This is a genomic window from Roseburia sp. AM51-8, assembly GCF_003478275.1.
GTDB classification, from domain to species: domain Bacteria; phylum Bacillota; class Clostridia; order Lachnospirales; family Lachnospiraceae; genus Pararoseburia; species Pararoseburia lenta.
Genome location: NZ_QUEY01000001.1, coordinates 1 through 22,470, shown reverse-complemented (window position 1 = coordinate 22,470; position 22,470 = coordinate 1). Strand labels below are relative to the sequence as shown.

Sequence of the window (22,470 nt, the reverse complement as noted above, 5' to 3'; positions counted from 1 at the left end):
ACATACATCTATACTAAAATTTGCCCATCCATCATTTCTTCCATACATTCCAGATTTTCTTCGGAGTGTTCCAATTCCCTGGAATAGCGATAAGCGATCTCTGCCATATCCTTTATCGTTATGGTCTTGTCCTGTTCAAGCCATTTTGCCAGCCACAATTCACGGATCAGATAGGCATTTACGACTGCCTCCTGCGCCAGCGCATAGACATACTCATCATAAACGGCTCCGCAAAAATAGGCAAAAATGAAATAAACGACGATCTGCTCCATCTTGACAAAAAGATCCGGCTGGCTGGTCTCAAATTCCTGCTGCAGATGCGTATAGGTCTCTTGATCGGTCTCATATAAAAGATGCTCTGCCGCCAGCAAACGTTCCCGCCACATATAAGAAAGCGGCTCCAGGGCATAGAGATTGCGGAACAGAACATGCATATCTTCTAAGGAAGCAAAGGCTCTCACACCCTCTTTAGCATCCTCTGCCGCCTTGGCGTCCAAAAGACAGGCTTCCCATCTGCCCTCATCCAAGGCTTCCTGCATGGCATTTACCTTTCTAAGCATGGTGTGACAACGAATGGCAAAAGGAATCCGACGATCCTGCATAATGGCGATCATAGACTCGCGCATTACAACTAATTTTTCATATAAAATTCCATGAAATTCTTCATAAGGCTCCTCTATCTCATCATCTTCCCAAGTCTCCCAGGAAAGCGGCTGAGTGGTCGCTAAAAGCTGCTCCGCCACTGCCGGACAGGAAATAGCAAGCGAATATTCCCTGACATTTTCAAATTCCTCGGTATGTCTGGGATAGGATGTGCAGGTCAAACAAAGGCTGTCCTCGCCCAAGTGACAATACATATCACACAGACCGTCCTGGCGCAAGAAGGCACAGCGTGCGTCCGCATCCTGTCTGAATACTTTTTCCTCCCAATCGATCCGTGCGCGCAAGGTCTCCCCATAAGCACTTGTCTCCTTTTGATAGCCCTCTAAAGCCTCATCATCGATCTCGATCAACCAGCCTGCACAACAGGTTTGGGGGCAATCTCCGGCAATACATCGAAAACTGTCGTACCCTCTGACTTTTCGTCTCAGCATTTTCTTTTCCGTCCTTTTTTGATATAGATTTATTCTACAATTCTTTTTCCCTATTGACAATCCCAAGGAAATGTCATATATTGTTACTACGACAGACGTAGCAATGTCAGTCGTAGCATTGGCTGTCGTAGTAACAGACATTTGACAGATAAATGGAAGGAGCGATCTATGATATGACAAGAATCAGCAGCGATGTCATTCGAGGCTACAACGATACCATGATCCTGTATCTGCTCTGGGATCAGCCATCCTATGGCTATGAGATCTCCAAACAGATCAAGGCGATGAGCGATGAGAAATACTGCATCAAGGAAACGACGCTCTACTCCGCATTTACCCGTATGGAGAAGAACGGTTACATCACTTCCTTTGACGGCAACAACCCGGACACCGGGAAACGCCGCACCTACTATCGCATCACCGATGCCGGCAGGGCATACTATCATGAAAAATGTGCCGAATGGCAATTAACCAAAGAAGTCGTAGAAAAATTTATCAAAAAACAAGGAGAATAGTTATGGACGCTATTAAAAATTATTTAGAGACAATGTTTTTAAATCTTCCAAACACCCCCGAAGTGCAAAAAGCCAAATACGAACTCGGACAGATGATGGAAGACAAATACCGGGAACTCATTGCCGATGGCAAGACAGAGAACGAAGCCATCGGAACCGTGATCGCCGAGTTTGGCAATCTGGATGAACTGGCAGAGGATCTTGGCATTGACAGTGTATTACACCACAGCCAGACCTTTGAAGCAGGGCGCATGGTATCTCTTACTGAAGTAAAAGAATACCTGAAAGCATCTTCCCGCCATGCCTTTCTGATTGCACTTGGCGTACTCTTGTGCATCCTGAGCCCGGTCTCTACGATCGTTATGAGCAACATCGGAGAACTCACCGAAAAAGAAACGTTCATGGAGGCTCTTGGTGTGATCGGCATGTTTCTTTTCATAGCCATTGCAGTAGCACTTTTTGTTACTTCCGGCATTACCATGAACCGTTGGGAATTTATGAAACATCAGCACTGTTCTTTAGATTTTGCTACCACGGAATATGTGCATGACAGACGCAATATGTATCGCACCACACATGCCGTTCTCTTAAGTGTCGGCATCATCTTCTGCGTTTTGTGCGCTGTACCTGCCATTATCATGGATGCTTTGCCACTGCCTGACTTTATCGATAATATTTCCGGTGCTGCGGTACTCATCATCATAGCCATCGGTGTATTTATGATCGTTTTGACATCCATCAAGATGGATGGTTTTAACACCCTTTTAAAACTCAACGATAGTCGTTCCATGGGCGGACAGTATGTAGATTATCAAAAGCAGGAAAATTACAGCAATAAAACGGTTGCCGCCATCATGTCTGTTTACTGGCCTACCATTTCCGCAGCCTATCTGATCTGGTCTTTTTTAAGTTTTGACTGGTATATGACCTGGATCATCTGGCCGCTGGCAGCCATCGTTCACAAATGTATAAAGAATATCTGGGCTGACTAAGGAGGTTACTTATGAAAAAAAGAACATGGTATTTAACCCTATTAACCATTATCACTGTTATCTGTATTGCAATCGGACTACTCGTTCATGTAGTGCTTCCGGCTGGCAACTGGCTGTCTGACATGAGTGATGATCTGGATGATGTGAATGACTCCGAGTCTTTTCTATCCGGAAGTACAGTATACGAAGAAGTGGCGGCTTTTTCAAACATCCATCTGGAAATGGAAGTATCTGATATTAGCATCGCTTATGGCGACACCTATGCGATTTCTTATAAGACCAACAAAGAAAATCTGCTGCCACAGTATGAGGTAAAAAATGAAACACTTTATATCAGCCAAAAGACAAAGAAAGTACATGGGCTGACCAACAATGCCGATTGTACTTGTAAGATCACGGTTCCTAAGGATGCCGTTCTAAAACTGATCGACGGAACGATTGATGTCGGTGACTTTACTATGGAAAGATTAGGCACCGATACCCTGAATATTTCCTCCAGCGTTGGAGATATTGATATTTCAGACAATCTTTTTACCACCATCACTCTCCAGTCCGATGTTGGCGATATTTCACTGGAAAATGTCACTTTCCAGACAGCAGCACTTAGTTCCGATGTCGGCGATATTGATGTTGAGACTCCGTCACCGCTGGATTCCTACAAGATGGATCTGTCTTGTGATATAGGCGAGATTGAGATCAATGATCGTTCTTTCCGGAGCCACTACAAGCAGGATGCTGCAGCAGCAAACACACAGACCCTGACCGTCACAAGTGACACGGGCGATATCTCGATCGAATACTAAGACTTAGAGCGTTCCTTTGTGGGGCGCTCTTTTTTGTTGGGGCGCAAGTGAGAAAGCACTGGGGGCGGGCAGGCGCAGGCACTAAGAAAAAAGTCGCGCAATTCTACGTCTCTATAAAGAGGCATTTGTTTTATTTTATGAAAACTGTCTTTGCAAGGTTAGACAGTCTCCCAGGATGCTGTTCGTCTGTGGCAGATATGAATGCAAAACGCATTAGAGGTGCTTAGGACTTGCAAATAACTAGGCAACTCGGGTACACGGATGTACCCGAGAGGCGCAACCTCACATGGATGTTCGTTTGCGCCGGTTGCCACAAACTAGTTGTTTCTAATAGAACAAGTCCTTAGCACCTCTTATAAGTGACGCCCCTGAATATCTGCCACAGACGGACACATCCGCTCGACTGTCGAAGCCGTGCAAGAGACAGTTTCGTTACAAACAAATTGTCTCTTTAAGAGACGTAACGAATTGGCTCCTAATATTTTTCTTAGTGCCTGCGCCTGCCCGCCCCCAGTGCTTTCTCACTTACGCCCATAAAAAAATCCGCAGACACAAAATGTATCTGCGGATTTTATCTCTAGGATTCTTCCCAAAAGTTCACCGGTTCATATTCCTGCAATTTCGCCAAAAATCCTTTTTCTCCCAAGAGTTCCTGAATCCGGTCTAGGACCGCCTCATCCCGCGCATAAACTGTATGATAATGATAGCCCGATGTCACATTCATCAACTGGCTGGATTTGCCACTTTTGAGTTCTGCAATATACTGCTCGATATCATAGCGGGAATGGATATTCAGTTCTCCACGGATCACACCATAGGTCTTGTGATAGACAAAGACATCCTTGACCCAGCCTCCCAGATCAATGATGGTCTGTAGTTCCTCTGCCGTCTCCTCCTCTGTATGGATGACCTTGAAGACACGCAGGGTCTCCTGATTCTTGTCGATGACATAGCCCCTGTTGGTCGAATGAATACAGATGTCCTTAGCACGGAGCAATGCCACATCCTGCACAATGACCTGCCGGCTCACATCAAGCATCTTTGCCAGTTTGACACCGGAGATAGGCGTATCGCTCGATTGCAAAATATGAATGATCTGATTTCTACGTTCTTCTCCACTCAACTTTTCTTACCTCACGCTCCGATCGGATGCAGATTTTTCAAGGAAATATCCATGATCGGTGCCGAATGTGTCAGCGCACCGCTGGAAACATAATCCACACCCAGACCGGATAATTTTGCCAGATTTTCCTCGGTCATATTGCCGCTGACTTCGACCTCTGCCTTTCCGTCAATGATCGCCATTGCCTGTGCCATGGTATCATGATCCATATTATCTAACATGATAATGTCCGCACCAGCCTCAACTGCCTCTTTTACCATGGAAAGATCTTCGACTTCCACCTCGATCTTGCGGACAAACGGCGCATATTCCTTGGCGCGCGCAATGGCTTCCTTCACGCCGCCTGCTGCACCAATATGATTATCCTTTAAAAGAACCCCATCTGTCAAATTATAACGGTGGTTATTTCCTCCACCCACACGAACCGCATATTTTTCAAAAATACGGTTGTTTGGCGTTGTCTTTCTGGTATCCAAAAGTTTGATGCCGGTACCTTCCAGCATGCCTGTGATCTGATGGGTATAAGTCGCGATACCGCTCATGCGCTGCAAATAATTGAGTGCCGTACGTTCTCCGCACAAAAGCACACGGATATCCCCAGTCACCTTTGCCATATGATCCCCGGCTTTTACCGCGTCCCCGTCTTTTGCAAAAAGTTCGATTTTTGTCTTTGGATCCAGCATCTCAAACACACGGCTGAAGATCTGTAAACCACAGATGATTCCATCCTGTTTGCAGATCAGATCCACCTCTCCAAGTTTTGCCTCCGGCATCACACTGTTGGTGCTGACATCCTCACTCGTGATGTCCTCCTGTAATGCGCTTCTGATATATGGGTCTACATTTAATGTCATTGTTACCTGATCAAACATAATCTCTCTCCTCTAAAAAATATCTCTTATGAACTTGCCTTGACTGCCTGCTGCACCATTGACTGATATTCTTCTTCCAAAGCCTCCCGATCCTCATAGGTCGAAAGGTCAATCGCATCCATGATCCTGCGCCCGGCATCTTCATCCCTTTTGCCCGGGTTTTCCGTCATATCCAATGCTGCCCTTTTTGCAAAGACCAGACTCTCCAAAAGGGAATTGCTGGCAAGACGGTTTTTGCCATGCACACCATTGCAGGCAGTCTCACCTACGGCATACAGATGTTCCATACTTGTCTTGCTTTCATGGTTGACCTTGATGCCCCCCATAAAATAATGCTGTGCCGGCACGACCGGAATACATTCCTTATGCACATCATAGCCCATCTGCCGACAATGCTCAATAATATTTGGAAAATGGGAATCCAGTTCCTCTGCCGGGATCTCCCGCAGGTCTTCCCAGACATAGTCCGTACCATCTTTTTCCATCTGCTTGCGGATCTCCTGGGTCAAAAGATCCCGCGGCAAAAGTTCATTGACAAAACGGTTGCCATATTTGTCATATAATTTGGCACCTTCCCCACGCACAGACTCAGAGATCAAAAAACTCCTCTGTTCCTTTTCTGTGGAATAAAAAGTCGTCGGATGGATTTGCACATAGGTGATGTCCTTGAGTTCCACCCCATGCTTGATCGCCATGGCTATGCCGTCACCTGTCAGGTGTCTGAAATTGGTCGAATGGCGATAGACACCGCCGACACCGCCGGTCGCGAGCACGACTTCTTCTGCACTGACTTTTTCAAGAGTTCCGTCTGCCATACAAAGGATGCCGCCATAGCAAACATTATCTGCGCTGACAATATCTACAAGTGTGGTATATTCCATGATCTTGATATTCTCACGTTTTCTCGCCTCTGCCAAAAGGTGACTCGTGATCTCTTTTCCGGTCATATCCTCATGGAAGACGATACGTTTGGCACTGTGCGCGCCCTCTCTGGTATAAAGCAGGTTGCCATCCGCATCCTTTTTAAAATCTGCGCCCCAGCCGATCAGATCCTTTAAAACATCCTGCGATGACCGAATCATGATCTCTACGGATTTGCGGTCGTTTTCATAATGTCCGGCAGCCAGCGTATCTTCAAAGTAAGCATCATAATCATCTTCCCTTGTAAGCACGCACATGCCGCCCTGGGCCAGATAGGAATCATTACTCTGGGCATCGGACTTGGTCACGATCAGTATTTCCTTATCTTTGGACAAATTAAGTGCAAGATAAAGACCGGAACAGCCGCATCCTGCAACTAAAATATCTGTTTTCATTTTCTTACATCTCCAAACATTACTGGCCTAATTCCAGCATTTTTTGTAAAGGCTTCATGGATTTTTCTGCCAGATTCTTTTCTACAAAGACCTCGTTGGTATCATGTGCCAAAACATCTAAAACCTTTTCCAAAGTCACCTTTTTCATATTGACGCAGACCTGCTGATCCTTGACCGTGTAAAGTTTCTTGCCCGGTGCCTGCTTTTTGATCTCAGCAAAAACGCCATCCACGGTACCGATGATGAACTCGTCGTGGTTAGTATTTACAACGTAGTCAATGATACCCGAGGTACTTCCTATATAATCTGCCTGCACCAAAACGTCCTTGGTACACTCCGGGTGGGCTGCAAAAAGGGCATTTGGATGTGCCGCTTTCGCCTCCTTTACCTTGTCCGCTGTAATAGCGACATGGCGTGGACAGCAACCCGCATTTAAAATAATATTCTTTTCCGGCACCTGTTCTGCCACATACGATCCCAGATTACGGTCCGGGATAAAGAAAATGTTTTCATTTGGCAGTTTGCGCACAATCTTCACTGCATTGGATGAAGTCACGCAGACATCTGCCATGGTCTTTAATTCCGCAGTCGAATTGATGTAGCATACAACAGCCACATCTTCATACTGGTCTTTGACCTTTTCGATTTCCTCCCCGGTCGCCATATGTGCCATCGGACAGTCTGCTGTCGCATCCGGCATAAAAACACGCTTGTCCGGATTTAAGATCTTGGCACTCTCTCCCATAAATTCAACGCCACAAAAGATGATGCGGTCAGCATCCGTCTTTGTCGCTACCTTGCTCAAATAAAAAGAATCGCCGATGTAATCTGCAATATCCTGCACTTCCTCGTCCACATAATAATGCGCTAAGATAACCGCATTCTTTTCTTCCTTTAATCTGATGATATCCTCTACGATTGACATAAATTGCTCCTTTGTACTTCTTAATACTTTTAGGAGTATACCACAGTGCTTGTCAGGTGACAAGACACATGTTTTTACATGTGTGGCATAAAAAGACCGAGCCACTACTCCGCGGTCCGGTCAAATAAAATCGCTGCCAAAAACGGCAGGCATCCATATAATATGTAAACATAGCGTACTTCCCCATTCAGCGGTACCGCGACAAAAAGTGTCCAGACCACCGTCAGTGGCAGTACATAAAGATTTCCCCTCTCACGCTTTTTTCGTAACTGCATCAGCAAAAAGGCAACACAGCACCACCATGCACTTGACGGATGCAAGAAATATTTCATGATCGTATTCTCCTGCATAAAAAGCAGATAGGCATTGACTGCCTGATTGACCTTCGGCAGCAGGATCACATTTTTTACCCCGAGATCATTTTTATAAACAAAATGATGATAATCGGAATGCCCCCGCCAGCCCCAATAGCCGTTTGTCATACGAACCCATGCCTCAAAATAGGTATTCGGATACCGAAGCCCGAGCGACAACCAGAGTTTCAGATATGCCAGTTTGTGCTTTTTTAGATAAGCATCCCTGCCCCAAAATTGGATCTGTCCCTTGATCTCATCTGCACGCCATGGATTGTAATTGTCATGGATAAACTGTGAAAAGGTCTGCCCCGTCATATGGGAGACCTCCGGGCACAATGCATCCACCGCTTGCCTTTCCTCTTTTGATAACTCCTTATCTTCTGCGATCACGCGCGAAATCTGCTGGATGGGAATGGATAATTTTTCAGATTCATACCCCTGCCCAATCTCCGGGAATAGTCTTAGTCCAGCCACTAAGACCACAGAGATTGCCACCACACATCCCATGACCGCCAGCCGGATGCTCTCGCCATCCTTTTTGTGCCCCAGCCAAAAGATAAAGAACAAAATTCCAATGGCAATCAGCCATTGCTCCGCAAGAGAGATACGCCCAGCCCACCTATCAGCATATGGCAGACATCTGCTCGTTTTGATCCTGCAAAATGCGCACAGGACAAACGATAAAATGACACAACAAAAATGACACCGCAGCAGGTAAAAAGTGTATCTTTATTGACATAAGCAGCAAAGAAAAGATGATAAGGAAAAAACAGGAAATATCCCAGAATAATCCCCAGATATCTTTGCCTGATCCCGATCTGCTGCAAGGTCTTTAAAAGATAGGACACCATATAGGAAAAAACAAGAACTTGCATGACGGTAAAGAAGAATACCCCCAACGTCAGGTCTCCGCCCAATATTTCTGCCAGTTTTACGCCCAGTGTCAGCCAGAGTGTGTGATAGATCGGATGGTGGTTGCTGTACTGTCCGGTCACAACCTGGGTCAGTTGATTGATGGAATCATACTGCAAGCCTCCCGGGAAACGGCAAAAGAGCAGATAGTTCATCTGTAGCAGAAAGACCGCTAAAAATCCCATACGGCTCCACCAGACCTCCTGCTGTATCTCCTTCTTTTTCTTCCATAGTATAAGGAAAAAACTAAAACAAACCTCCAGTACAAGGCGAAACAGGCACCGGACTACTCCCATAGGAAAAAGAGATCCATAATACAGATAAGGCAGATAGCCAGATAATGTATGGACAAAAGCAGCATGCTGTATCTGCCACAAGTCGCCAGAAAACCATCCGCGCGCACATACTTTTCTAACTTTCGGCACAAAAGTATAAGGCTAAGACTGCCACAGGCAGCCATGGCAAGCCCAAGAAAAGTAATGCCATAGTCTCTTTTTGCCATGTCAAAGGCGGGCACGGCGGATTTTTCCTGTAAAAGAAATGCCAAAAACCAGAAGATACCTGCACCGATTAGAACTTTATCCCCTGTCGCAATCTTCTTTTTTTCTTCCTGCTCCCACTGTGGCAATCTTTCTCTTAGCCAGATACCGATGTCCACAAAACCTATCCCGGCAAGTCCCAGATCCAAAGCCAGCGGCAGTGACAGGCGCAGGGTAAGAACCAGTGCCCAAGCAAGGATAACCAGGCTTTCCCATTTCTTCGGCATCAGCACATGGAGGGCATCCAAAAGCAGCCGAGCAAAGAAAAGAGCCGGCAAAAACCAGAGCAGACCGATCGCTGCAACCTCTTTTCCAAAGACCATGACATCCGATCCACTCGCCAGCAAAAGACTTGCCAGCCGATTCAGGGCAAAGTCTTTTGTGTATGCCGCGTCAAACTGCCCTTCCACAAGATAAGTCCATAAAGTCATGACCATAAACAGAACAAGTGCCGGTAAGAGCAGGCGTTTTGTCGATTTTTTGGCAGCCTCTCTCCACTCCAGCCAATGGTTTGACCATGTCATCGTCATGCCGCTGCACACAAAAAAAAGAGGCATGTGAAAGGAATATATCAGATCCTTTTGCCAGCCCAAAGATATAGTATGCCCCACGATCATAAGCAGGATACCGATCCCCTTTGCCATATCCAGATAGGTCATGCGATTTTTCTTCATCCCGTCCCCCTGCATGTCTTACTTATGATATAATGATAGCATATTTTCGTTAAGTTTTTGTTGTTTGGAGAATATTATGCAAAAATATAAGTTTTTCGATATGGTCTTTTTTATCATGATGGCATTTATCTTTACTGCCCTCATTTTTTTCCAGAGAACCGTGGAGCTTCCTTACTTAAAGGAAATCGCCCCGATCGCCTGCTACCTCTTGCCCTGTCTCCTGCTCCTGTATCTGTGGCAGCGTTTTATGGGAAAAAGGTGCACAAGCGCCAACTTAGGGCATCTGCGCCTTGCCTGTCTGCTCGCCCTCCTTTTACAGGTCTTTATCGCCTATCATATCTGGTTTTATGTAGGCTTTGATGTCGGGATCGTACGTATCAGCGCCCAGTATTTTGTGCAGGGACAAGTCTACCCTTATGCTCCGACTTACTTTGCCACCAATCCCAACAATACCTGCATTTATTTTATTACGGTGCTTTTCCTGCAAATAGGAAAGTTTTTCTCTGTAGACGGCTATTATCTTTTGATCCCCTTTGGCATCCTCTGCAGTAATATCGCCCTCTATCTGACCTGCCGCTGCGTCCTGCTTCTGACAGACTCCCGCGCGGTCGTCAGTGGTACTTTTCTTCTGGGTTTGCTGCTCTTTGGGCTGACCCCTTGGATCTTTGTCCCTTACAGCGATATTTTATCCCTGCCTTTGCCGATCCTGACCTTTTACCTCTACCTGCAAATGAAGCGAAAAGATACTATGCCACTTTGGATAAAAACCTCTCTGATCTGCCTGCCTGCGATCTTTGGACGCCTGCTCAAACCGACCAATCTCATCATCCTGATCGCACTGGCTATCCTTTTTGCCTTGGACCTTGTACGCGGGCAATTTCAGTATGGTCTGAAAAAAGCAATCGTGATGCTTTGCACCTTTGCCGCTCTTTTTGCCCTTTCAGCGCTTGCTTCCAAAGGCATGACATCCTATCTGGCTATAGCACCGGATAAGAGCGTGGAAAAATCTTTCGCTCACTATGCCATGATGGGACTGAACGAAAAGACCATCGGCAATTACAGCCAAACCGACGATGAACTCTCGACATCCATCTACGATTACGATGCAAAAAAAGATGCCAATCTGACCCTGCTCAAGAAACGTTTGCAGGATATGGCTTCTCCGGTTATCTCTATCATGTCCTGCGAAAGACTGTCTGTAATTTTTCCAACGGAACCTTTGGCTGGGGCAAAGAGGGCGCAGATTTTGATGAATATATCCCACAAAGATCGGACGGGATTTCCCGGTTGTTAGAAAATTTCTACTATATGAAAAATACCGATGCCGACTATGTCATCGGCACCGGTGGAAAATATTTCACTTATTATGTGCAGTTGGCGCAGATCGTCTGGATCTGCACCTTACTGCTTTGTTTCTATCATGCTTTTCTCTTGTTGAAGCGTCCTTCCACATCAGAGGAATGTCTGATCCATCTGGCACTTCTCGGCATCTTTGCCATGGTTACACTTTTTGAGACAAATGCCAGATATCTGATCTCCTATCTGCCATTCTTCGTCCTGTGTGCCACTACTTCAAAATATCAGAAACCACTTTGTGTGGGATCTCAAAACTAGGACAGCCCATAGACATCGGTCCGACATCGCCTTCGTTAAAGCAGATCACAATGTTGCCCTTGTCATTTAGATAAAAGGATTGGTCAGCAGCGATCGCATCAAAGTTCCACTCTGCACTTCCGGGTCGTCGATCCAATACATCACATTCTCATCCGCTTTCATCTGTGCCCGCATCTGCTTTTTGATATTCTTGCTGATCGGTGTCACATAGTCTGCACCATCCTTGAAAAGGTCTGCTAAAGCAAGACGCTGTCCGGTCGCAAGATCGATCGTATAGTAATAATCTTCTTCCGAGCCGCTGCCTGCCGCCTGATAACACATGAGTTTCAAGGTAAAGTAATCATCAGTCGTGCTGATCACTTCATGTTTGATCGTAATATCCTGATAGCCCTGATTTCTCATATTGTTCTCAAACTCTGTGATATAGCGTTCGCTGATCGCTGCGATCTCCGCATTGACTTCTGTTACAGACTGCGCCAGATTGGCATTGTCCGTATCCCCTGCCACGAGTTTTGGCTCATCGACATCCGCCACGTTCTTGCCATCATCATACTGATAATCGCGGAAAGTAACGGCGCTCACCAGATTTCCCAAGACCGGCACCTGCTCCATTGCCTGCGCCACGCTTGCCGATGTATTTGGCAAAGCCACAAATACCAGGGCTACTGCCGCTGCCGTCGCCCCTATTTTTAAGATGCGGTTTCCTCTTTTTCCCATCTCTATGATCTTTTTCTCTGGCGTTTCCTGTTTTGCCTGCTGCATCCTTTTTTTCATCTGCTCCACCTGATCTTCGCTCATATGAACGGATTCATAATCTTCTTTATATGCTTTCAAATCTTTTTGTCCCATGCTTATTCCTCCCATATCCAGTCATTCTCCATCTGTATACGCATCTTCTTGATGCCCCGATACAGACGGCTCTTGATCGTACTCACTTTTTCATCCATAATGTCTGCTATCTCACTGATCTTATACTCCTCAAAATAGCGCAGCAGGATCACGGTTCTATCCTTGTCCTCCAAGGCATCCAGCGCCTTCCAGAGATCCATGTCCTGATAACGATCCTCCGTCCATGGCTCCGTCACGACTTCCTCCGTACTCACCGTCTTTTGCTTTTTCCGGCAAAAACTAAATACCTCATTGAGCATCAGGCGATAAAGCCAGGTCTTAACGTATTCCGGCTTTTCTAAGGTCCTGCACTTTTTGATCGCCTGATAGGCTCCCTCCTGCACAATATCTCCCGCATCTTCGGGATTTTTTACATAAGCGTAAGCCAGCCGATAGTAAGAATCATAGTTTGCAAGCAGTGCTTCTTCGACAATTTCCTGTTTGTCATCTTCTGTTTTCTTTGTGCGAAAAAAGGACTGCATATTTTCACCTCCATCATCTGTTTTTGTTTCGAAACTATATATTAGACGCCACAGAAGCAAAAAAAGTTTCAACTCCAAAAAATTTTCTATCAAAGCCGAAACTTTTATCCTCCTGCTTATCTTAGTAGGTCTCGCGCACAACTGTCTCAATCGCCCGCTCACTGTTCTTTTGACATTCTTCGCGGTTTCTCTCATAAAACCTCTGATATAAAAGGTCGATCAGATATAGTTGCGCCGTTTTTGCCGCCATAGAGCCTCTCTCTAAAGGTGCCTCACGCATACCGGTCAAAAGGATGGCATCCGCATAAGCCGTCAGCGGCGACTTGGTGTAATGCGTAACTGCTGCCACTTTTGCTCCCGCCTCATGGGCTAATCTCGCCACCTGTACCGCATCCTTGCTGGCACCGGAATAAGAAAAAATAAACATGACGTCGCGCTCTGTCATCATGGTTGCCGCGATCGCCTGCAAGTGGGGATCCTCCACACAGACAACCTTTGGCATGACACGGGCGAACCTGCTGTGCGCCTCCCGGGCCATCAAAAGACTGTCGCTGACGCCAAAAAAGTGGATCCTGTCCGCCTGCTCAAACATCTGCACGATGGAAAGCAGAGTTTTCTCATCCACCAGCAGCATGGTCTCATGCAGAGCCTTCCGGTGAGCAAGGAAAACCTTCTGTGCCCAGTCCGTCTGTCCGGCTGCCGCCTCCGGCTCCGGCCTATGTTCTACCCCCGTCCTATCGTCTGCATGGGCTTCTAAGATCGCTCCGACCCGCGCCTGACTGATCGAAACCTGCACCTTAAAATCCTGATAGCCCTGCGCGCCCAATTTGCGGCAAAAACGTGTCACACTGGCTTCCCCCACCCCACAGGCAAGCGCCAGATCCGTGATCGACATATATATGATCTCGTCCTGATGGGACAGGCAATAATCTGCCAGTTGTCTTTCTTTCTTGGTAAATTGATTTCCCATGGACTGTATTTTTAATAGGATATTCTGCTGTTCCATCCGCCGTCTTTCCTTTTTATTTTTTGAAAATGATTTTCAAAAATAATTGTATTATGAAAATAATTGTGATATTATACCTTCGAAATGAAAATAATTTTCATTTACATGATAACAAAGAAGAAATCAAAAGGCAAGGAGTGGATATTATGCTATTATACAAAGTAAAGGATTTTAAGGAACTGAGCCGTAAGGCTGCCAACATCATTTCCGCACAGGTCATTTTAAAGCCGACCTCCGTGCTGGGACTTGCAACCGGATCTACCCCGGTAGGCACTTACAAGCAGTTGATCGAGTGGTACGAAAAGGGAGATATTGATTTTTCACAGGTCACCACCATCAACCTGGATGAATACAAGGGGCTCGGTGCCGCTGATGTCCAGAGTTATCGCTATTTTATGAATGATAATCTCTTTAACCATGTCAACGTCAACAAAGACCGCACCTTTGTACCAAACGGTCTTACCGAGGATCCAGAGGAAGCCTGCAAGGTATATGATGATCTGATCGCTGCCTGCGGCGGCATCGACCTGCAACTGCTCGGTATCGGTGGCAATGGTCATATCGGTTTCAACGAGCCGACTGACTCTTATATCAAGGCAACCCATGTGGTAACCCTTTCCGAAAATACCAGAAGTGCCAATGCCCGCTTCTTTGCCTCTATGGATGAAGTTCCGACACATGCCATTACCATGGGGATCGGCGGTATCATGGAAGCCAAAAAGATCCTCCTGCTTGCCAGTGGTAAGGCAAAGGCACAGGCGATCTACGATGCCCTCTACGGACCGATCACGCCACAGGTTCCGGCTTCCATCCTGCAACTCCACCCGGATGTGATCGTAGTTGCCGACGAAGAAGCCCTGTCCCTCCTTTAGGGACGTTCCTTTTGCCACAAGGAGTGTCCCTTTTGGCACAAGACTTTAAGAAAGAAGATGCACATTATGATCATTAAAAATGGACTGGTCTTTACCCAAGACAAAAGATTTGAAAAAAAAGATATTTATATAGAGGACGGCAAATTTGTCTCGCCGAATGCCTACACGGAAGATAAGGCAGATGTCATCGATGCTGAAGGGCAATTTGTTCTTCCCGGACTGATCGACATCCATAGCCACGGCGCAGTCGGCTGTGATTTTTCGGATGGCGATAAGGGTGGTGTCAAAAAGATTTTAGCCTATGAGAGAGCACACGGCATCACGACCTACTGCCCAACCTCCATGACACTGCCGCAGGAGACTCTGGAAACCGCTTACGCCAGTCTGGATGATCCATCCTTTTTCCATCTGGCAAACGTCAGAACAGATCAACCTGCTTCCGGTCAGAATCCGGTGGAATCCGGTTATGCCCGTATCGCCGGTATCAATATGGAAGGACCATTTTTGGATGAGGCAAAAAAAGGTGCTCATCAGGCATGCTATCTGCGTCCGGCAAGTGCAGCATTTTTTGATGCCTGTCAAAAGGCTGCATCGGGTGCCATCCGTCTGGTAACGGTCGCCCCAAACATCGCCGACAATATCGACTTTATCCGAGACTATCACGAGAAAGTAACGATTTCCCTCGGACATACTTCCTGCGACTGTGCTACCGCAGAAAAAGCGATTACTGCCGGGGCTGACCATCTGACACATCTATTCAACGCCATGCCTTCTCTTCTTCACAGAGAACCGGGACTGATCGGTGCCGCCATGGATGCTGAAGATATCTATGCCGAACTCATTGCCGATGGCATCCATGTCCACGGCACCATGATCCGCAATGCCTTTCGCATGTTTCCTGACCATATCTGTCTCATCAGTGATTCCATCCGTGGCACGGGACTTTCGGATGGTTCTTATGAACTGGGCGGTCAGATCTTCCATGTCAAAGGCAAACTTGCCACATTGGATGACGGTACCATCGCCGGCTCCGTGACCAACCTCTATGACAGTATGTGTCATGCCATCGAGATCGGCGTTCCTATGGAAGAAGCCATTGCTGCTGCCACCATACATCCGGCAAAAAGCCTTGACATCTACGACCAAGTCGGCTCCATTACGCCGGGCAAATATGCTGACATCTTACTCGTAAATAAAAAAATGGAACTACAGCGCGTACTGTAGTTCCTCTTTCGGGACACTCCTTTTGCCATAAGGAGCGTCCCTTTTTGCTTTATACCTTCTTAGTGCAGATCCTCATCATCGTCATCAGAATCGCCGTCATTGTCAAACATAGACTCACGGTTGATCACACGCTTTTCTACACGATTTTTCTCCACTAATTCTGACAGACGTTCTTTGACCTCTGCCGCATTTTTTACACTGACGATCTCAAAATCCGCCATGCTCTTGTCTGCGGAACATACCTGAATGGTTCCCACGCCAAAGATCTTTTGTCCCAGCGTACGGGTCAGTTTCACATCCAGAATACGATACAAACGTACCTCATCCTCTACCGTCGTAAAAAAACCGGTCTGGACAAACAGACGATCCTCCGTCAAAGTATATTTTGTAAAACTCAGTGGCAAGCCAAATAAAGTTCTCTTGCGGTCACTCCAAATTACATTTCTCTCAGCCATATCTTCTCCTTTGCGCTCCAATCCCAGCCCCAAAACCTCGGTTTCGTGCATATCTTTACTCCTAGTATACGTTTCCTTGCCTTACTGCGCAAGTAAGAATTTTCTATACCATCTGCACCAGCCAGACATTGCTTTTCACCATAAAGTAACCAATGATGACCTTGATCAGTTCGGTCGCCTGTACGAAAAAGTAAATGCTTACGATGCCAAGCCCCGTAAAATGCGCCAGCACATATGCCACCGGTACCACGACCACCCAGGTAAAGACAGAGTCAAACAAAAAGGTGACAAAGGTCTTTCCCCCGGAACGCAGGGTAAAATAAGAGGCATGCGAAAAGGAGCAAAACGGCATGATCATGGCAGATACCGCAATGAAATTTGCCGCCAACGATTTGATTTCATCCGTAGTGTTATAAATACGCGGGAAAAAGCGTCCCAGTACAAACATGCAAAAAGCCACAATGACACAGCAGAATACACTGAAAGCGATCATCTTGTTATCGGCATCCTTGGCTTCCTCCAAATCTCCCGCTCCCAGATACTGCCCAACGATAATACTGATGCAGGCTCCCAGTTGGATATAGACGATATTAAAGAGATTTGTGATCGTTGCCGCAATATTGACACCTGCCACAACAGCAATGCCGCGGATGGAATAGCACTGGTTGACCGTCGTCATACCTGCTGCCCACAAGACTTCATTGATCATAAGGGGCAGTCCCTTGACAAGGATTGCTTTAAGTTCGGCCTTCGGTATGCCGAATCCCCGGTAGGCTCCCTCCAGATAGCGGTTTTTCGTCTGGTGGGTATGCGCCCATAGGATCACGATCCCCGCCTCAATATAACGCGCCAAGACCGTTGCCAGTGCGGCTCCCACAACGCCCAATTTTGGAAATGGTCCGATTCCAAAGATCAGAAGGTAATCTAAGACTGCATTGGAACCTACCGCCACAAAACTTGCGATCATCGGCACCATGGTCTGTCCTGTTTCCTTGATATTGGTTGCATAAGACTGGTTGACGGCAAACGGTATCAAACCAAACAGCATGACCGCCAGATATTGCAGACCATATTTTAAAGCCACTTCTGTCGCTCCGCTTCCTGTCGTATCTGTCAGATATAAAGAGATCAACTGGCTTCCTCGACTTGCAAACAAAGTCATGGCAATGACCGTGACCAGCAAAGTCGCATACAACTTAAAACGGAAGGAATACATATGCCCCTTGTGGTCGCCCTTACCAAAATACTGAGCGCCAAAAATGCTCGCCGCGGATGCCGCGCCAAAGATCGCCAGATTGTAGACAAAAATCAACTGGTTGACAATGGCAACGCCGGACATCTGCTCCGTGCCCAATTGTCCCACCATGATATTATCCAAAAAACTGACCAGATTGGTAATGGCATTCTGTAGGATCATTGGCAGCGCCAGATATAAATAACGCCGGTAAAATGCCCCGGTCCCTATGTATTTCTTCTTAATCTTTTCCATCAAAACTTACCTCTTTCTCTTTGCTTATCTGTGCCAAACGGGACAGTCCATGTGGCAAAAGGAACGTTCCTACTGTGCTGCGATCTTAGCTGCCAGATCCTCTAAATGTTCCCAGCGCTCCATTTTTTCTTCCAGAGTCTGCTCGACTTTCTTTTTCTCCTCCAGCAACTCACCTAATTTCACGGAGTTGGTCGCATTGGCAGCCATATCCTCATCTAATTTTTCCAATGCTTCTTCCAAGCCTGCAATGTCATCCTCGATACTTTCATATTCCCGCTGCTCATTGTAAGTAAATTTCAGTTTCTTGCTCTGTTCCTTTTGCATTTTATAAGCCTGGGCACCGGACAGATTTGCCGTTTCTTCCCCAGTCTGCTGACCTGTCTTGTCTTTTTCCCCCGGATCCGTCAGACTCTCCCCGCCATAGGTCTCATAATATTCCTGATAAGAGCCGTTAAAAAGGGAGATTTTTCCTGCCCACTCAAATACCAGCATATGATCGACCACGCGGTCTAAGAAATAGCGGTCATGGGAAACCGTGATCAAAATCCCCGGAAATGTGTCAAGATAATCTTCCAAAATACAAAGGGTAGAAATATCCAGATCGTTGGTCGGCTCATCTAAGATCAAAACATTTGGTGCTCCCATCAGTATTTTTGCCAGATAAAGTCGTCTTTTCTCGCCACCGGATAATTTTCCGATCATCTGGTACTGCAAAGAGCCTGCAAATAAAAACTTTTCCAACATCTGTGACGCAGAGATATAGCCGTCTTCCGTGCGGATATATTCGGCGGTATCCTTGATATAATCAATGACACGCTGTCCCGGATCCATATCCTTTGCCTCCTGCGCATAATAACCGATATTGACCGTTTCCCCGATCTCAATACGTCCTTGATCCGGCTGCACTTCTCCCATGATCATTTTTAAGAGGGTGGTCTTGCCGCAGCCATTTGGTCCCAGAATGCCAATACGGTCTTTCTTCAAGAAATGATAGGTAAAATCCCGGATCAGTGGTTTTCCCTCATAGGCGATTGCAATATCATCCACCTCGATCGTTTTATTGCCCAGACGCGTCGACAGACTGCCAATCTCCACCTCCGTATCCACGGCTACCTTTTCCTCATCGCGCAAAGCCTCATAACGCTTAATATGGGCTTTCTGCTTGGTCGAACGCGCTCTTGCCCCACGCTGCATCCAGGCGATCTCCTTGCGCAGGATATTTTGATGTTTTGCCTGCGTAGACAGCGCCATCTCCTCCCGCTCTGCTTTAAGCGCAAGAAATCCTTCATAATTTGTTTTGTATGAATATAATTTTCCTTTATCCAGTTCCACGATACGATTGCAGACCAGATCCAGAAAATACCTGTCATGCGTGATCATGATCAGACTGCCCCGATAAGACTTGAGCCAGCCCTCCAGCCATTCTGTCATATTGTGATCCAAATGGTTGGTCGGCTCATCCATGATCAGAATCTCATTTTTTGATAAAAGGACGGCTGCCAGGGCAACCTTTTTCTTTTGTCCCCCGGATAAATGATCGATCGGCTGATTCAGGTCCGTAAAGCCCAGACGGTTTAAAATACTCTTGGCTTCTCCCTCCACGCCATAGTCTCCGGAAAGGCTGGTATCTCCTGCTATGCCATGCATCTGGTTCTGTCCAATGACATATTCCAAGATCGTCTGTCCCGGTGCAAATTCCGGATTCTGTGGCAGATAATTGATCACCACATGATTACCCTTGGTATATTCCCCGGTATCCCCTTCCTCGATGCCTGCAATAATGCGCAAAAGGGTTGATTTGCCTGTACCGTTAATCCCGATGATGCCGACTTTTTCACCCTCTTCCAGACTAAAATCGATCCCATCAAACAGGACCTTATCGGTATATGCCTTCGTCAGATTTTTTATAGTAAGTAAGTTCATTTTTTCTTCCAATCCTCCGCGAGTAACTGTCGTTTTCTTCCGTTTGGTCTTCCATCTATTGCTATTTACATGGTCACTATAACCATGATATTTCCAATATGCATGCCTACTTAGAATACCACAATTTGAGCAAAGAAACCACCGGCAGGCTAACTTATATAATCTTTTCTTTGAACTTTATGCAAAATAGGGTATGATAATCTCATGAGTCAATATTATAAATTTTTTCAGAATAAAAAATGTGAATATTTTCCCTGTCATAAGGGCATCCCGGAGGCTGACTTTAACTGTCTTTTTTGTTATTGTCCGCTTTATGCTCTGGGCAAGTCCTGTGGCGGGAACTATGAATTTTTAGAAAATGGAGTCAAATCCTGTATGAACTGTGCCTTTCCCCATCATCGCAAGAACTACGATCTGGTAAACGCACGTTTTGGGGAAATTGCAGATCTTATCAAACGCAATGGGGAGGAGGATGGATCTCATGAAGTGTAAACTGCTGCCCAAATTATCCACCGGCGATTGGAAAGATTTTTGCGACCGTTTTCATTTTCCTGCAAAGGAATTAAGGCGGATCCAGGCGATTTATCAGGCGCTCCTGCCCCTGGTCGATTGCTATGCCTATTATTCTTTAAAGCAGGATCTCCCCGAAATTTCCCTTTCTCACTATGCCTATGGCTTTGTGACCTTAGGGAATGGTGTTGATGAATTTTCGGAACTCTATCTCAATCATGAACAGATACAGGAGGCTTATATCGTGGATTGTATCAGCCTCCTGCTCCTCTCTAAGGCATACGAGGACTTTGCCCATATGATCGAAGGTGAAAGCAGCCTCTACCTGGAAAAATTGTCATTTCTGGGCGATGACTATCCTTTGGATCTGCTTCCACAGATCTATGATAACCTTAATCCGGGTGACATAAGCCTGACTGAGAGCAATATGCTAAGTCCCTTAAAGACCGCCACCCTGATCCTGCATTTAGATACCAAGCGCCACGCGGCATTAAATCAATTATGCAACTCCTGCGACACTTGCAAGAACTTTTCCTGCCCATCACGAAAAGTCTCTGCCAAGCAGATTCCCCGCACTTATGGGGCTATGCAGATATTTCATAAGAAATAGGCTATAACAAAAAGGACAAGGCAGTTTGCCTTGTCCTTTTTTGTAAGACGTGCGTGAGAGGATTCGAACCCCCGACACCTTGGTCCGTAGCCAAGTGCTCTATCCAGCTGAGCTACACACACATACTATTTATACGTTGCTCACACAACATATTTAATTATACATCTTTTTCTTGGTTTGTCAAGGAAAAAATGAACTGCCGCAGACCGGAATCGAACCGGTACGATGTCACCACCACAGGATTTTAAGTCCTGCGCGTCTGCCAGTTCCGCCACTGCGGCTTGTTACGAGCACTTAACGAGAACAAGCATAGCGCCGTTCGAGTTTAGTGCGATACATACTTGACCCTTAGTGAGAACGAACGTTAGTGATGTTCGAACTTAGTAGTCAAGTGCTGTTACGAGCACCTAACGAGAACAAACGAAGTGCTGTTACGAGCACTTAAAGTGCTACTACTATATGACATATGATGGTTCAAATCAGATGACATATATAATGGGACCTATAGGGCTCGAACCTATGACCCTCTGCTTGTAAGGCAGATGCTCTCCCAGCTGAGCTAAGATCCCATAACGACCCAAGCGGGACTCGAACCCGCGACCTCCGCCGTGACAGGGCGGCGCTCTAACCAACTGAGCCATTAGGCCAAATAAAAGAAATCGAGTACAAAACCTTTAACTATAGAGTGGACCTTCGGGGACTCGAACCCAGGACCGACCGGTTATGAGCCGGTTGCTCTAACCAACTGAGCTAAAGGTCCAAATTAAAAGCCGATGATCGGACTCGAACCGATAACCTGCTGATTACAAATCAGCTGCTCTGCCAATTGAGCCACATCGGCCTGTTATGAGCACTTAACGAGAACAAGCGTAGCGCCGTCCGAGTTAGTACGATACGTATTTAGTCATAAGTGCTACTTCAATCAGTGACTCCGACGGGAATCGAACCCGTGTTACCGCCGTGAAAGGGCGATGTCTTAACCGCTTGACCACGGAGCCATAAAGATATAGCGCAGAAATATATCTGCGTAATAAAAAACTCCCCCTGTTGGACTCGAACCAACGACACTGCGGTTAACAGCCGCATGCTCTACCGACTGAGCTAAGGAGGAATATAAAAGGTATAACACCTTCAAAATTTCATACAGATTCTTTGAATCAAACCTTCTTGGTTAAGCCTTCGATCTATTAGTAACAGTCAGCTACATGTATTACTACACTTCCACCTCTGTCCTATCTACCTTGTAGTCTTCAAGGGATCTTATCTCCTTATAGGA

At 46.3% G+C, this 22,470-nt stretch carries 22 protein-coding genes, 8 tRNA genes, 1 rRNA gene and 1 pseudogene; 9 read left to right on the top strand and 23 right to left on the bottom strand.

The features are described 5' to 3' along the window. Positions 1-8 precede the first annotated feature (8 nt). A complete protein-coding gene (gene fliB / locus DW996_RS00160; RefSeq protein WP_147403499.1) occupies positions 9-1,094 on the bottom strand; it encodes a flagellin lysine-N-methylase in 1,086 nt (361 codons plus the stop codon). A gap of 173 nt (positions 1,095-1,267) precedes the next feature. Between fliB and DW996_RS00155 the strand changes: the two genes are divergently transcribed. From DW996_RS00155 to DW996_RS00145, 3 genes are read left to right on the top strand one after another with little or no spacing between them, the layout of a single operon-like run. Then, positions 1,268-1,609 carry a PadR family transcriptional regulator gene (locus DW996_RS00155; RefSeq protein WP_118280731.1) on the top strand — a complete coding sequence of 114 codons (342 nt, stop codon included), beginning with the start codon at positions 1,268-1,270 and terminating at the stop codon, positions 1,607-1,609. A gap of 2 nt (positions 1,610-1,611) precedes the next feature. Further along, positions 1,612-2,601, top strand: a complete 990-nt coding sequence (locus DW996_RS00150) for a permease prefix domain 1-containing protein (RefSeq protein WP_118534499.1) — start codon at positions 1,612-1,614, stop codon at positions 2,599-2,601. 11 nt (positions 2,602-2,612) lie between these two features. After that, positions 2,613-3,404 carry a DUF4097 family beta strand repeat-containing protein gene (locus DW996_RS00145; RefSeq protein WP_118534498.1) on the top strand — a complete coding sequence of 264 codons (792 nt, stop codon included), beginning with the start codon at positions 2,613-2,615 and terminating at the stop codon, positions 3,402-3,404. Positions 3,405-3,981: 577 nt separating this feature from the next. Here the strand turns inward: DW996_RS00145 and DW996_RS00140 are convergent. The 7 genes from DW996_RS00140 to DW996_RS00110 all read right to left on the bottom strand — a co-directional run bounded on the left by DW996_RS00140 (position 3,982) and on the right by DW996_RS00110 (position 10,121). Continuing rightward, positions 3,982-4,527 (bottom strand): transcription repressor NadR, encoded by a 546-nt coding sequence (locus DW996_RS00140; RefSeq protein WP_118280728.1) that lies wholly within the window; start codon positions 4,525-4,527, stop codon positions 3,982-3,984. Between the two features lie 11 nt (positions 4,528-4,538). Next, entirely contained in the window at positions 4,539-5,399 is an 861-nt protein-coding gene (nadC, locus tag DW996_RS00135; protein ID WP_118534497.1) for a carboxylating nicotinate-nucleotide diphosphorylase, read from the bottom strand. A gap of 26 nt (positions 5,400-5,425) precedes the next feature. After that, positions 5,426-6,715: an L-aspartate oxidase gene (locus DW996_RS00130; protein WP_118534496.1), complete on the bottom strand. Its 1,290-nt coding sequence runs from the start codon at positions 6,713-6,715 to the stop codon at positions 5,426-5,428. Positions 6,716-6,734: 19 nt separating this feature from the next. Beyond that, positions 6,735-7,640: a quinolinate synthase NadA gene (gene nadA, locus DW996_RS00125; protein ID WP_118534495.1), complete on the bottom strand. Its 906-nt coding sequence runs from the start codon at positions 7,638-7,640 to the stop codon at positions 6,735-6,737. 104 nt (positions 7,641-7,744) lie between these two features. Then, positions 7,745-8,563 carry a DUF6020 family protein gene (locus DW996_RS13530; protein WP_118534494.1) on the bottom strand — a complete coding sequence of 273 codons (819 nt, stop codon included), beginning with the start codon at positions 8,561-8,563 and terminating at the stop codon, positions 7,745-7,747. A gap of 14 nt (positions 8,564-8,577) precedes the next feature. Beyond that, positions 8,578-9,093, bottom strand: coding sequence for a DUF6020 family protein (locus DW996_RS13525; RefSeq protein ID WP_118534493.1), 516 nt, complete (start codon positions 9,091-9,093; stop codon positions 8,578-8,580). A 101-nt stretch (positions 9,094-9,194) separates the two neighbouring features. Next, positions 9,195-10,121: an acyltransferase family protein gene (locus tag DW996_RS00110; protein WP_158575115.1), complete on the bottom strand. Its 927-nt coding sequence runs from the start codon at positions 10,119-10,121 to the stop codon at positions 9,195-9,197. A 76-nt stretch (positions 10,122-10,197) separates the two neighbouring features. Between DW996_RS00110 and DW996_RS00105 the strand changes: the two genes are divergently transcribed. Further along, positions 10,198-11,415, top strand: a complete 1,218-nt coding sequence (locus tag DW996_RS00105) for a hypothetical protein (RefSeq protein ID WP_118534491.1) — start codon at positions 10,198-10,200, stop codon at positions 11,413-11,415. 14 nt (positions 11,416-11,429) lie between these two features. After that, entirely contained in the window at positions 11,430-11,735 is a 306-nt protein-coding gene (locus DW996_RS00100; protein ID WP_118534490.1) for a hypothetical protein, read from the top strand. Here DW996_RS00100 and DW996_RS14975 read toward each other — a convergent pair. The 3 genes and pseudogenes from DW996_RS14975 to DW996_RS00085 form a co-directional block, all read right to left on the bottom strand. Then, positions 11,689-12,056, bottom strand: a pseudogene (locus DW996_RS14975) (RsiV family protein). The gene DW996_RS00100 and the pseudogene DW996_RS14975 sit on opposite strands and share 47 nt — an antisense overlap. A 530-nt stretch (positions 12,057-12,586) precedes the next feature. Next, positions 12,587-13,105 (bottom strand): RNA polymerase sigma factor, encoded by a 519-nt coding sequence (locus tag DW996_RS00090; RefSeq protein ID WP_118281348.1) that lies wholly within the window; start codon positions 13,103-13,105, stop codon positions 12,587-12,589. Positions 13,106-13,226: 121 nt separating this feature from the next. Then, complete coding sequence (locus DW996_RS00085) at positions 13,227-14,111, bottom strand: MurR/RpiR family transcriptional regulator (protein ID WP_118534489.1); 885 nt, start codon at positions 14,109-14,111, stop codon at positions 13,227-13,229. Positions 14,112-14,257: 146 nt separating this feature from the next. On the opposite strand from DW996_RS00085, the gene nagB reads away from it, so the two are divergent. Together nagB and nagA are read left to right on the top strand one after the other, a co-directional pair. Next, positions 14,258-14,983 carry a glucosamine-6-phosphate deaminase gene (nagB, locus tag DW996_RS00080; protein ID WP_118534488.1) on the top strand — a complete coding sequence of 242 codons (726 nt, stop codon included), beginning with the start codon at positions 14,258-14,260 and terminating at the stop codon, positions 14,981-14,983. 66 nt (positions 14,984-15,049) lie between these two features. Then, positions 15,050-16,207: an N-acetylglucosamine-6-phosphate deacetylase gene (gene nagA, locus DW996_RS00075; protein WP_118534487.1), complete on the top strand. Its 1,158-nt coding sequence runs from the start codon at positions 15,050-15,052 to the stop codon at positions 16,205-16,207. A 59-nt stretch (positions 16,208-16,266) separates the two neighbouring features. Here the strand turns inward: nagA and DW996_RS00070 are convergent, their stop codons facing one another. The 3 genes from DW996_RS00070 to DW996_RS00060 form a co-directional block, all read right to left on the bottom strand. Further along, positions 16,267-16,713, bottom strand: a complete 447-nt coding sequence (locus DW996_RS00070; protein ID WP_243098620.1) for a PH domain-containing protein — start codon at positions 16,711-16,713, stop codon at positions 16,267-16,269. Positions 16,714-16,765: 52 nt separating this feature from the next. Further along, the gene (locus DW996_RS00065) at positions 16,766-18,151 is read right to left on the bottom strand and encodes an MATE family efflux transporter (RefSeq protein ID WP_118280717.1); all 1,386 of its coding nucleotides are present in this window, start codon (positions 18,149-18,151) and stop codon (positions 16,766-16,768) included. 69 nt (positions 18,152-18,220) lie between these two features. Then, entirely contained in the window at positions 18,221-20,074 is a 1,854-nt protein-coding gene (locus tag DW996_RS00060) for an ABC-F family ATP-binding cassette domain-containing protein (protein ID WP_118534486.1), read from the bottom strand. 204 nt (positions 20,075-20,278) lie between these two features. Here DW996_RS00060 and DW996_RS00055 point away from each other — a divergent pair, with 204 nt between their 5' ends. Together DW996_RS00055 and DW996_RS00050 are read left to right on the top strand one after the other, a co-directional pair. Further along, positions 20,279-20,566: a cysteine-rich small domain-containing protein gene (locus tag DW996_RS00055; protein WP_118280715.1), complete on the top strand. Its 288-nt coding sequence runs from the start codon at positions 20,279-20,281 to the stop codon at positions 20,564-20,566. Further along, entirely contained in the window at positions 20,556-21,194 is a 639-nt protein-coding gene (locus DW996_RS00050) for a hypothetical protein (RefSeq protein WP_118280714.1), read from the top strand. The genes DW996_RS00055 and DW996_RS00050 overlap by 11 nt, the downstream gene beginning before the upstream one ends. A gap of 48 nt (positions 21,195-21,242) precedes the next feature. Here the strand turns inward: DW996_RS00050 and DW996_RS00045 are convergent. From DW996_RS00045 to DW996_RS00005, 9 genes are all read right to left on the bottom strand, one after another. Then, positions 21,243-21,316: transfer RNA gene (locus DW996_RS00045), tRNA-Arg, on the bottom strand. Between the two features lie 75 nt (positions 21,317-21,391). Further along, positions 21,392-21,475: transfer RNA gene (locus DW996_RS00040), tRNA-Leu, on the bottom strand. A gap of 215 nt (positions 21,476-21,690) precedes the next feature. Further along, positions 21,691-21,763, bottom strand: a tRNA-Val gene (locus DW996_RS00035). Positions 21,764-21,767: 4 nt separating this feature from the next. Next, a tRNA-Asp gene (locus DW996_RS00030) sits at positions 21,768-21,841 on the bottom strand. Positions 21,842-21,880: 39 nt separating this feature from the next. Then, positions 21,881-21,954: transfer RNA gene (locus DW996_RS00025), tRNA-Ile, on the bottom strand. An 8-nt stretch (positions 21,955-21,962) separates the two neighbouring features. Beyond that, positions 21,963-22,035 (bottom strand) — tRNA-Thr (locus DW996_RS00020). An 85-nt stretch (positions 22,036-22,120) separates the two neighbouring features. Beyond that, positions 22,121-22,192 (bottom strand) — tRNA-Glu (locus DW996_RS00015). Between the two features lie 40 nt (positions 22,193-22,232). Beyond that, positions 22,233-22,305 (bottom strand) — tRNA-Asn (locus DW996_RS00010). A gap of 56 nt (positions 22,306-22,361) precedes the next feature. Further along, positions 22,362-22,470: ribosomal RNA gene (locus tag DW996_RS00005) — 23S ribosomal RNA — on the bottom strand; the annotation flags it as partial.

What these genes read in the sequence shown, in the direction of transcription:
- DW996_RS00070 (WP_243098620.1), bottom strand. Translation starts at nt 16,713, where the DNA reads ATGCACGAAACCGAGGTTTTGGGGCTGGGATTGGAGCGCAAAGGAGAA.
- DW996_RS00060 (WP_118534486.1), bottom strand. Translation starts at nt 20,074, where the DNA reads ATGAACTTACTTACTATAAAAAATCTGACGAAGGCATATACCGATAAG.
- DW996_RS00150 (WP_118534499.1), top strand. Translation starts at nt 1,612, where the DNA reads ATGGACGCTATTAAAAATTATTTAGAGACAATGTTTTTAAATCTTCCA.
- DW996_RS00065 (WP_118280717.1), bottom strand. Translation starts at nt 18,151, where the DNA reads ATGGAAAAGATTAAGAAGAAATACATAGGGACCGGGGCATTTTACCGG.
- DW996_RS00090 (WP_118281348.1), bottom strand. Translation starts at nt 13,105, where the DNA reads ATGCAGTCCTTTTTTCGCACAAAGAAAACAGAAGATGACAAACAGGAA.
- fliB (WP_147403499.1), bottom strand. Translation starts at nt 1,094, where the DNA reads ATGCTGAGACGAAAAGTCAGAGGGTACGACAGTTTTCGATGTATTGCC.
- DW996_RS00110 (WP_158575115.1), bottom strand. Translation starts at nt 10,121, where the DNA reads ATGAAGAAAAATCGCATGACCTATCTGGATATGGCAAAGGGGATCGGT.
- nagA (WP_118534487.1), top strand. Translation starts at nt 15,050, where the DNA reads ATGATCATTAAAAATGGACTGGTCTTTACCCAAGACAAAAGATTTGAA.
- DW996_RS00050 (WP_118280714.1), top strand. Translation starts at nt 20,556, where the DNA reads ATGAAGTGTAAACTGCTGCCCAAATTATCCACCGGCGATTGGAAAGAT.
- DW996_RS00100 (WP_118534490.1), top strand. Translation starts at nt 11,430, where the DNA reads ATGAAAAATACCGATGCCGACTATGTCATCGGCACCGGTGGAAAATAT.
- DW996_RS00155 (WP_118280731.1), top strand. Translation starts at nt 1,268, where the DNA reads ATGACAAGAATCAGCAGCGATGTCATTCGAGGCTACAACGATACCATG.
- DW996_RS13525 (WP_118534493.1), bottom strand. Translation starts at nt 9,093, where the DNA reads ATGGGATTTTTAGCGGTCTTTCTGCTACAGATGAACTATCTGCTCTTT.
- nadA (WP_118534495.1), bottom strand. Translation starts at nt 7,640, where the DNA reads ATGTCAATCGTAGAGGATATCATCAGATTAAAGGAAGAAAAGAATGCG.
- DW996_RS00055 (WP_118280715.1), top strand. Translation starts at nt 20,279, where the DNA reads ATGAGTCAATATTATAAATTTTTTCAGAATAAAAAATGTGAATATTTT.
- nagB (WP_118534488.1), top strand. Translation starts at nt 14,258, where the DNA reads ATGCTATTATACAAAGTAAAGGATTTTAAGGAACTGAGCCGTAAGGCT.
- DW996_RS00085 (WP_118534489.1), bottom strand. Translation starts at nt 14,111, where the DNA reads ATGGAACAGCAGAATATCCTATTAAAAATACAGTCCATGGGAAATCAA.
- DW996_RS00145 (WP_118534498.1), top strand. Translation starts at nt 2,613, where the DNA reads ATGAAAAAAAGAACATGGTATTTAACCCTATTAACCATTATCACTGTT.
- nadC (WP_118534497.1), bottom strand. Translation starts at nt 5,399, where the DNA reads ATGTTTGATCAGGTAACAATGACATTAAATGTAGACCCATATATCAGA.
- DW996_RS00130 (WP_118534496.1), bottom strand. Translation starts at nt 6,715, where the DNA reads ATGAAAACAGATATTTTAGTTGCAGGATGCGGCTGTTCCGGTCTTTAT.
- DW996_RS00105 (WP_118534491.1), top strand. Translation starts at nt 10,198, where the DNA reads ATGCAAAAATATAAGTTTTTCGATATGGTCTTTTTTATCATGATGGCA.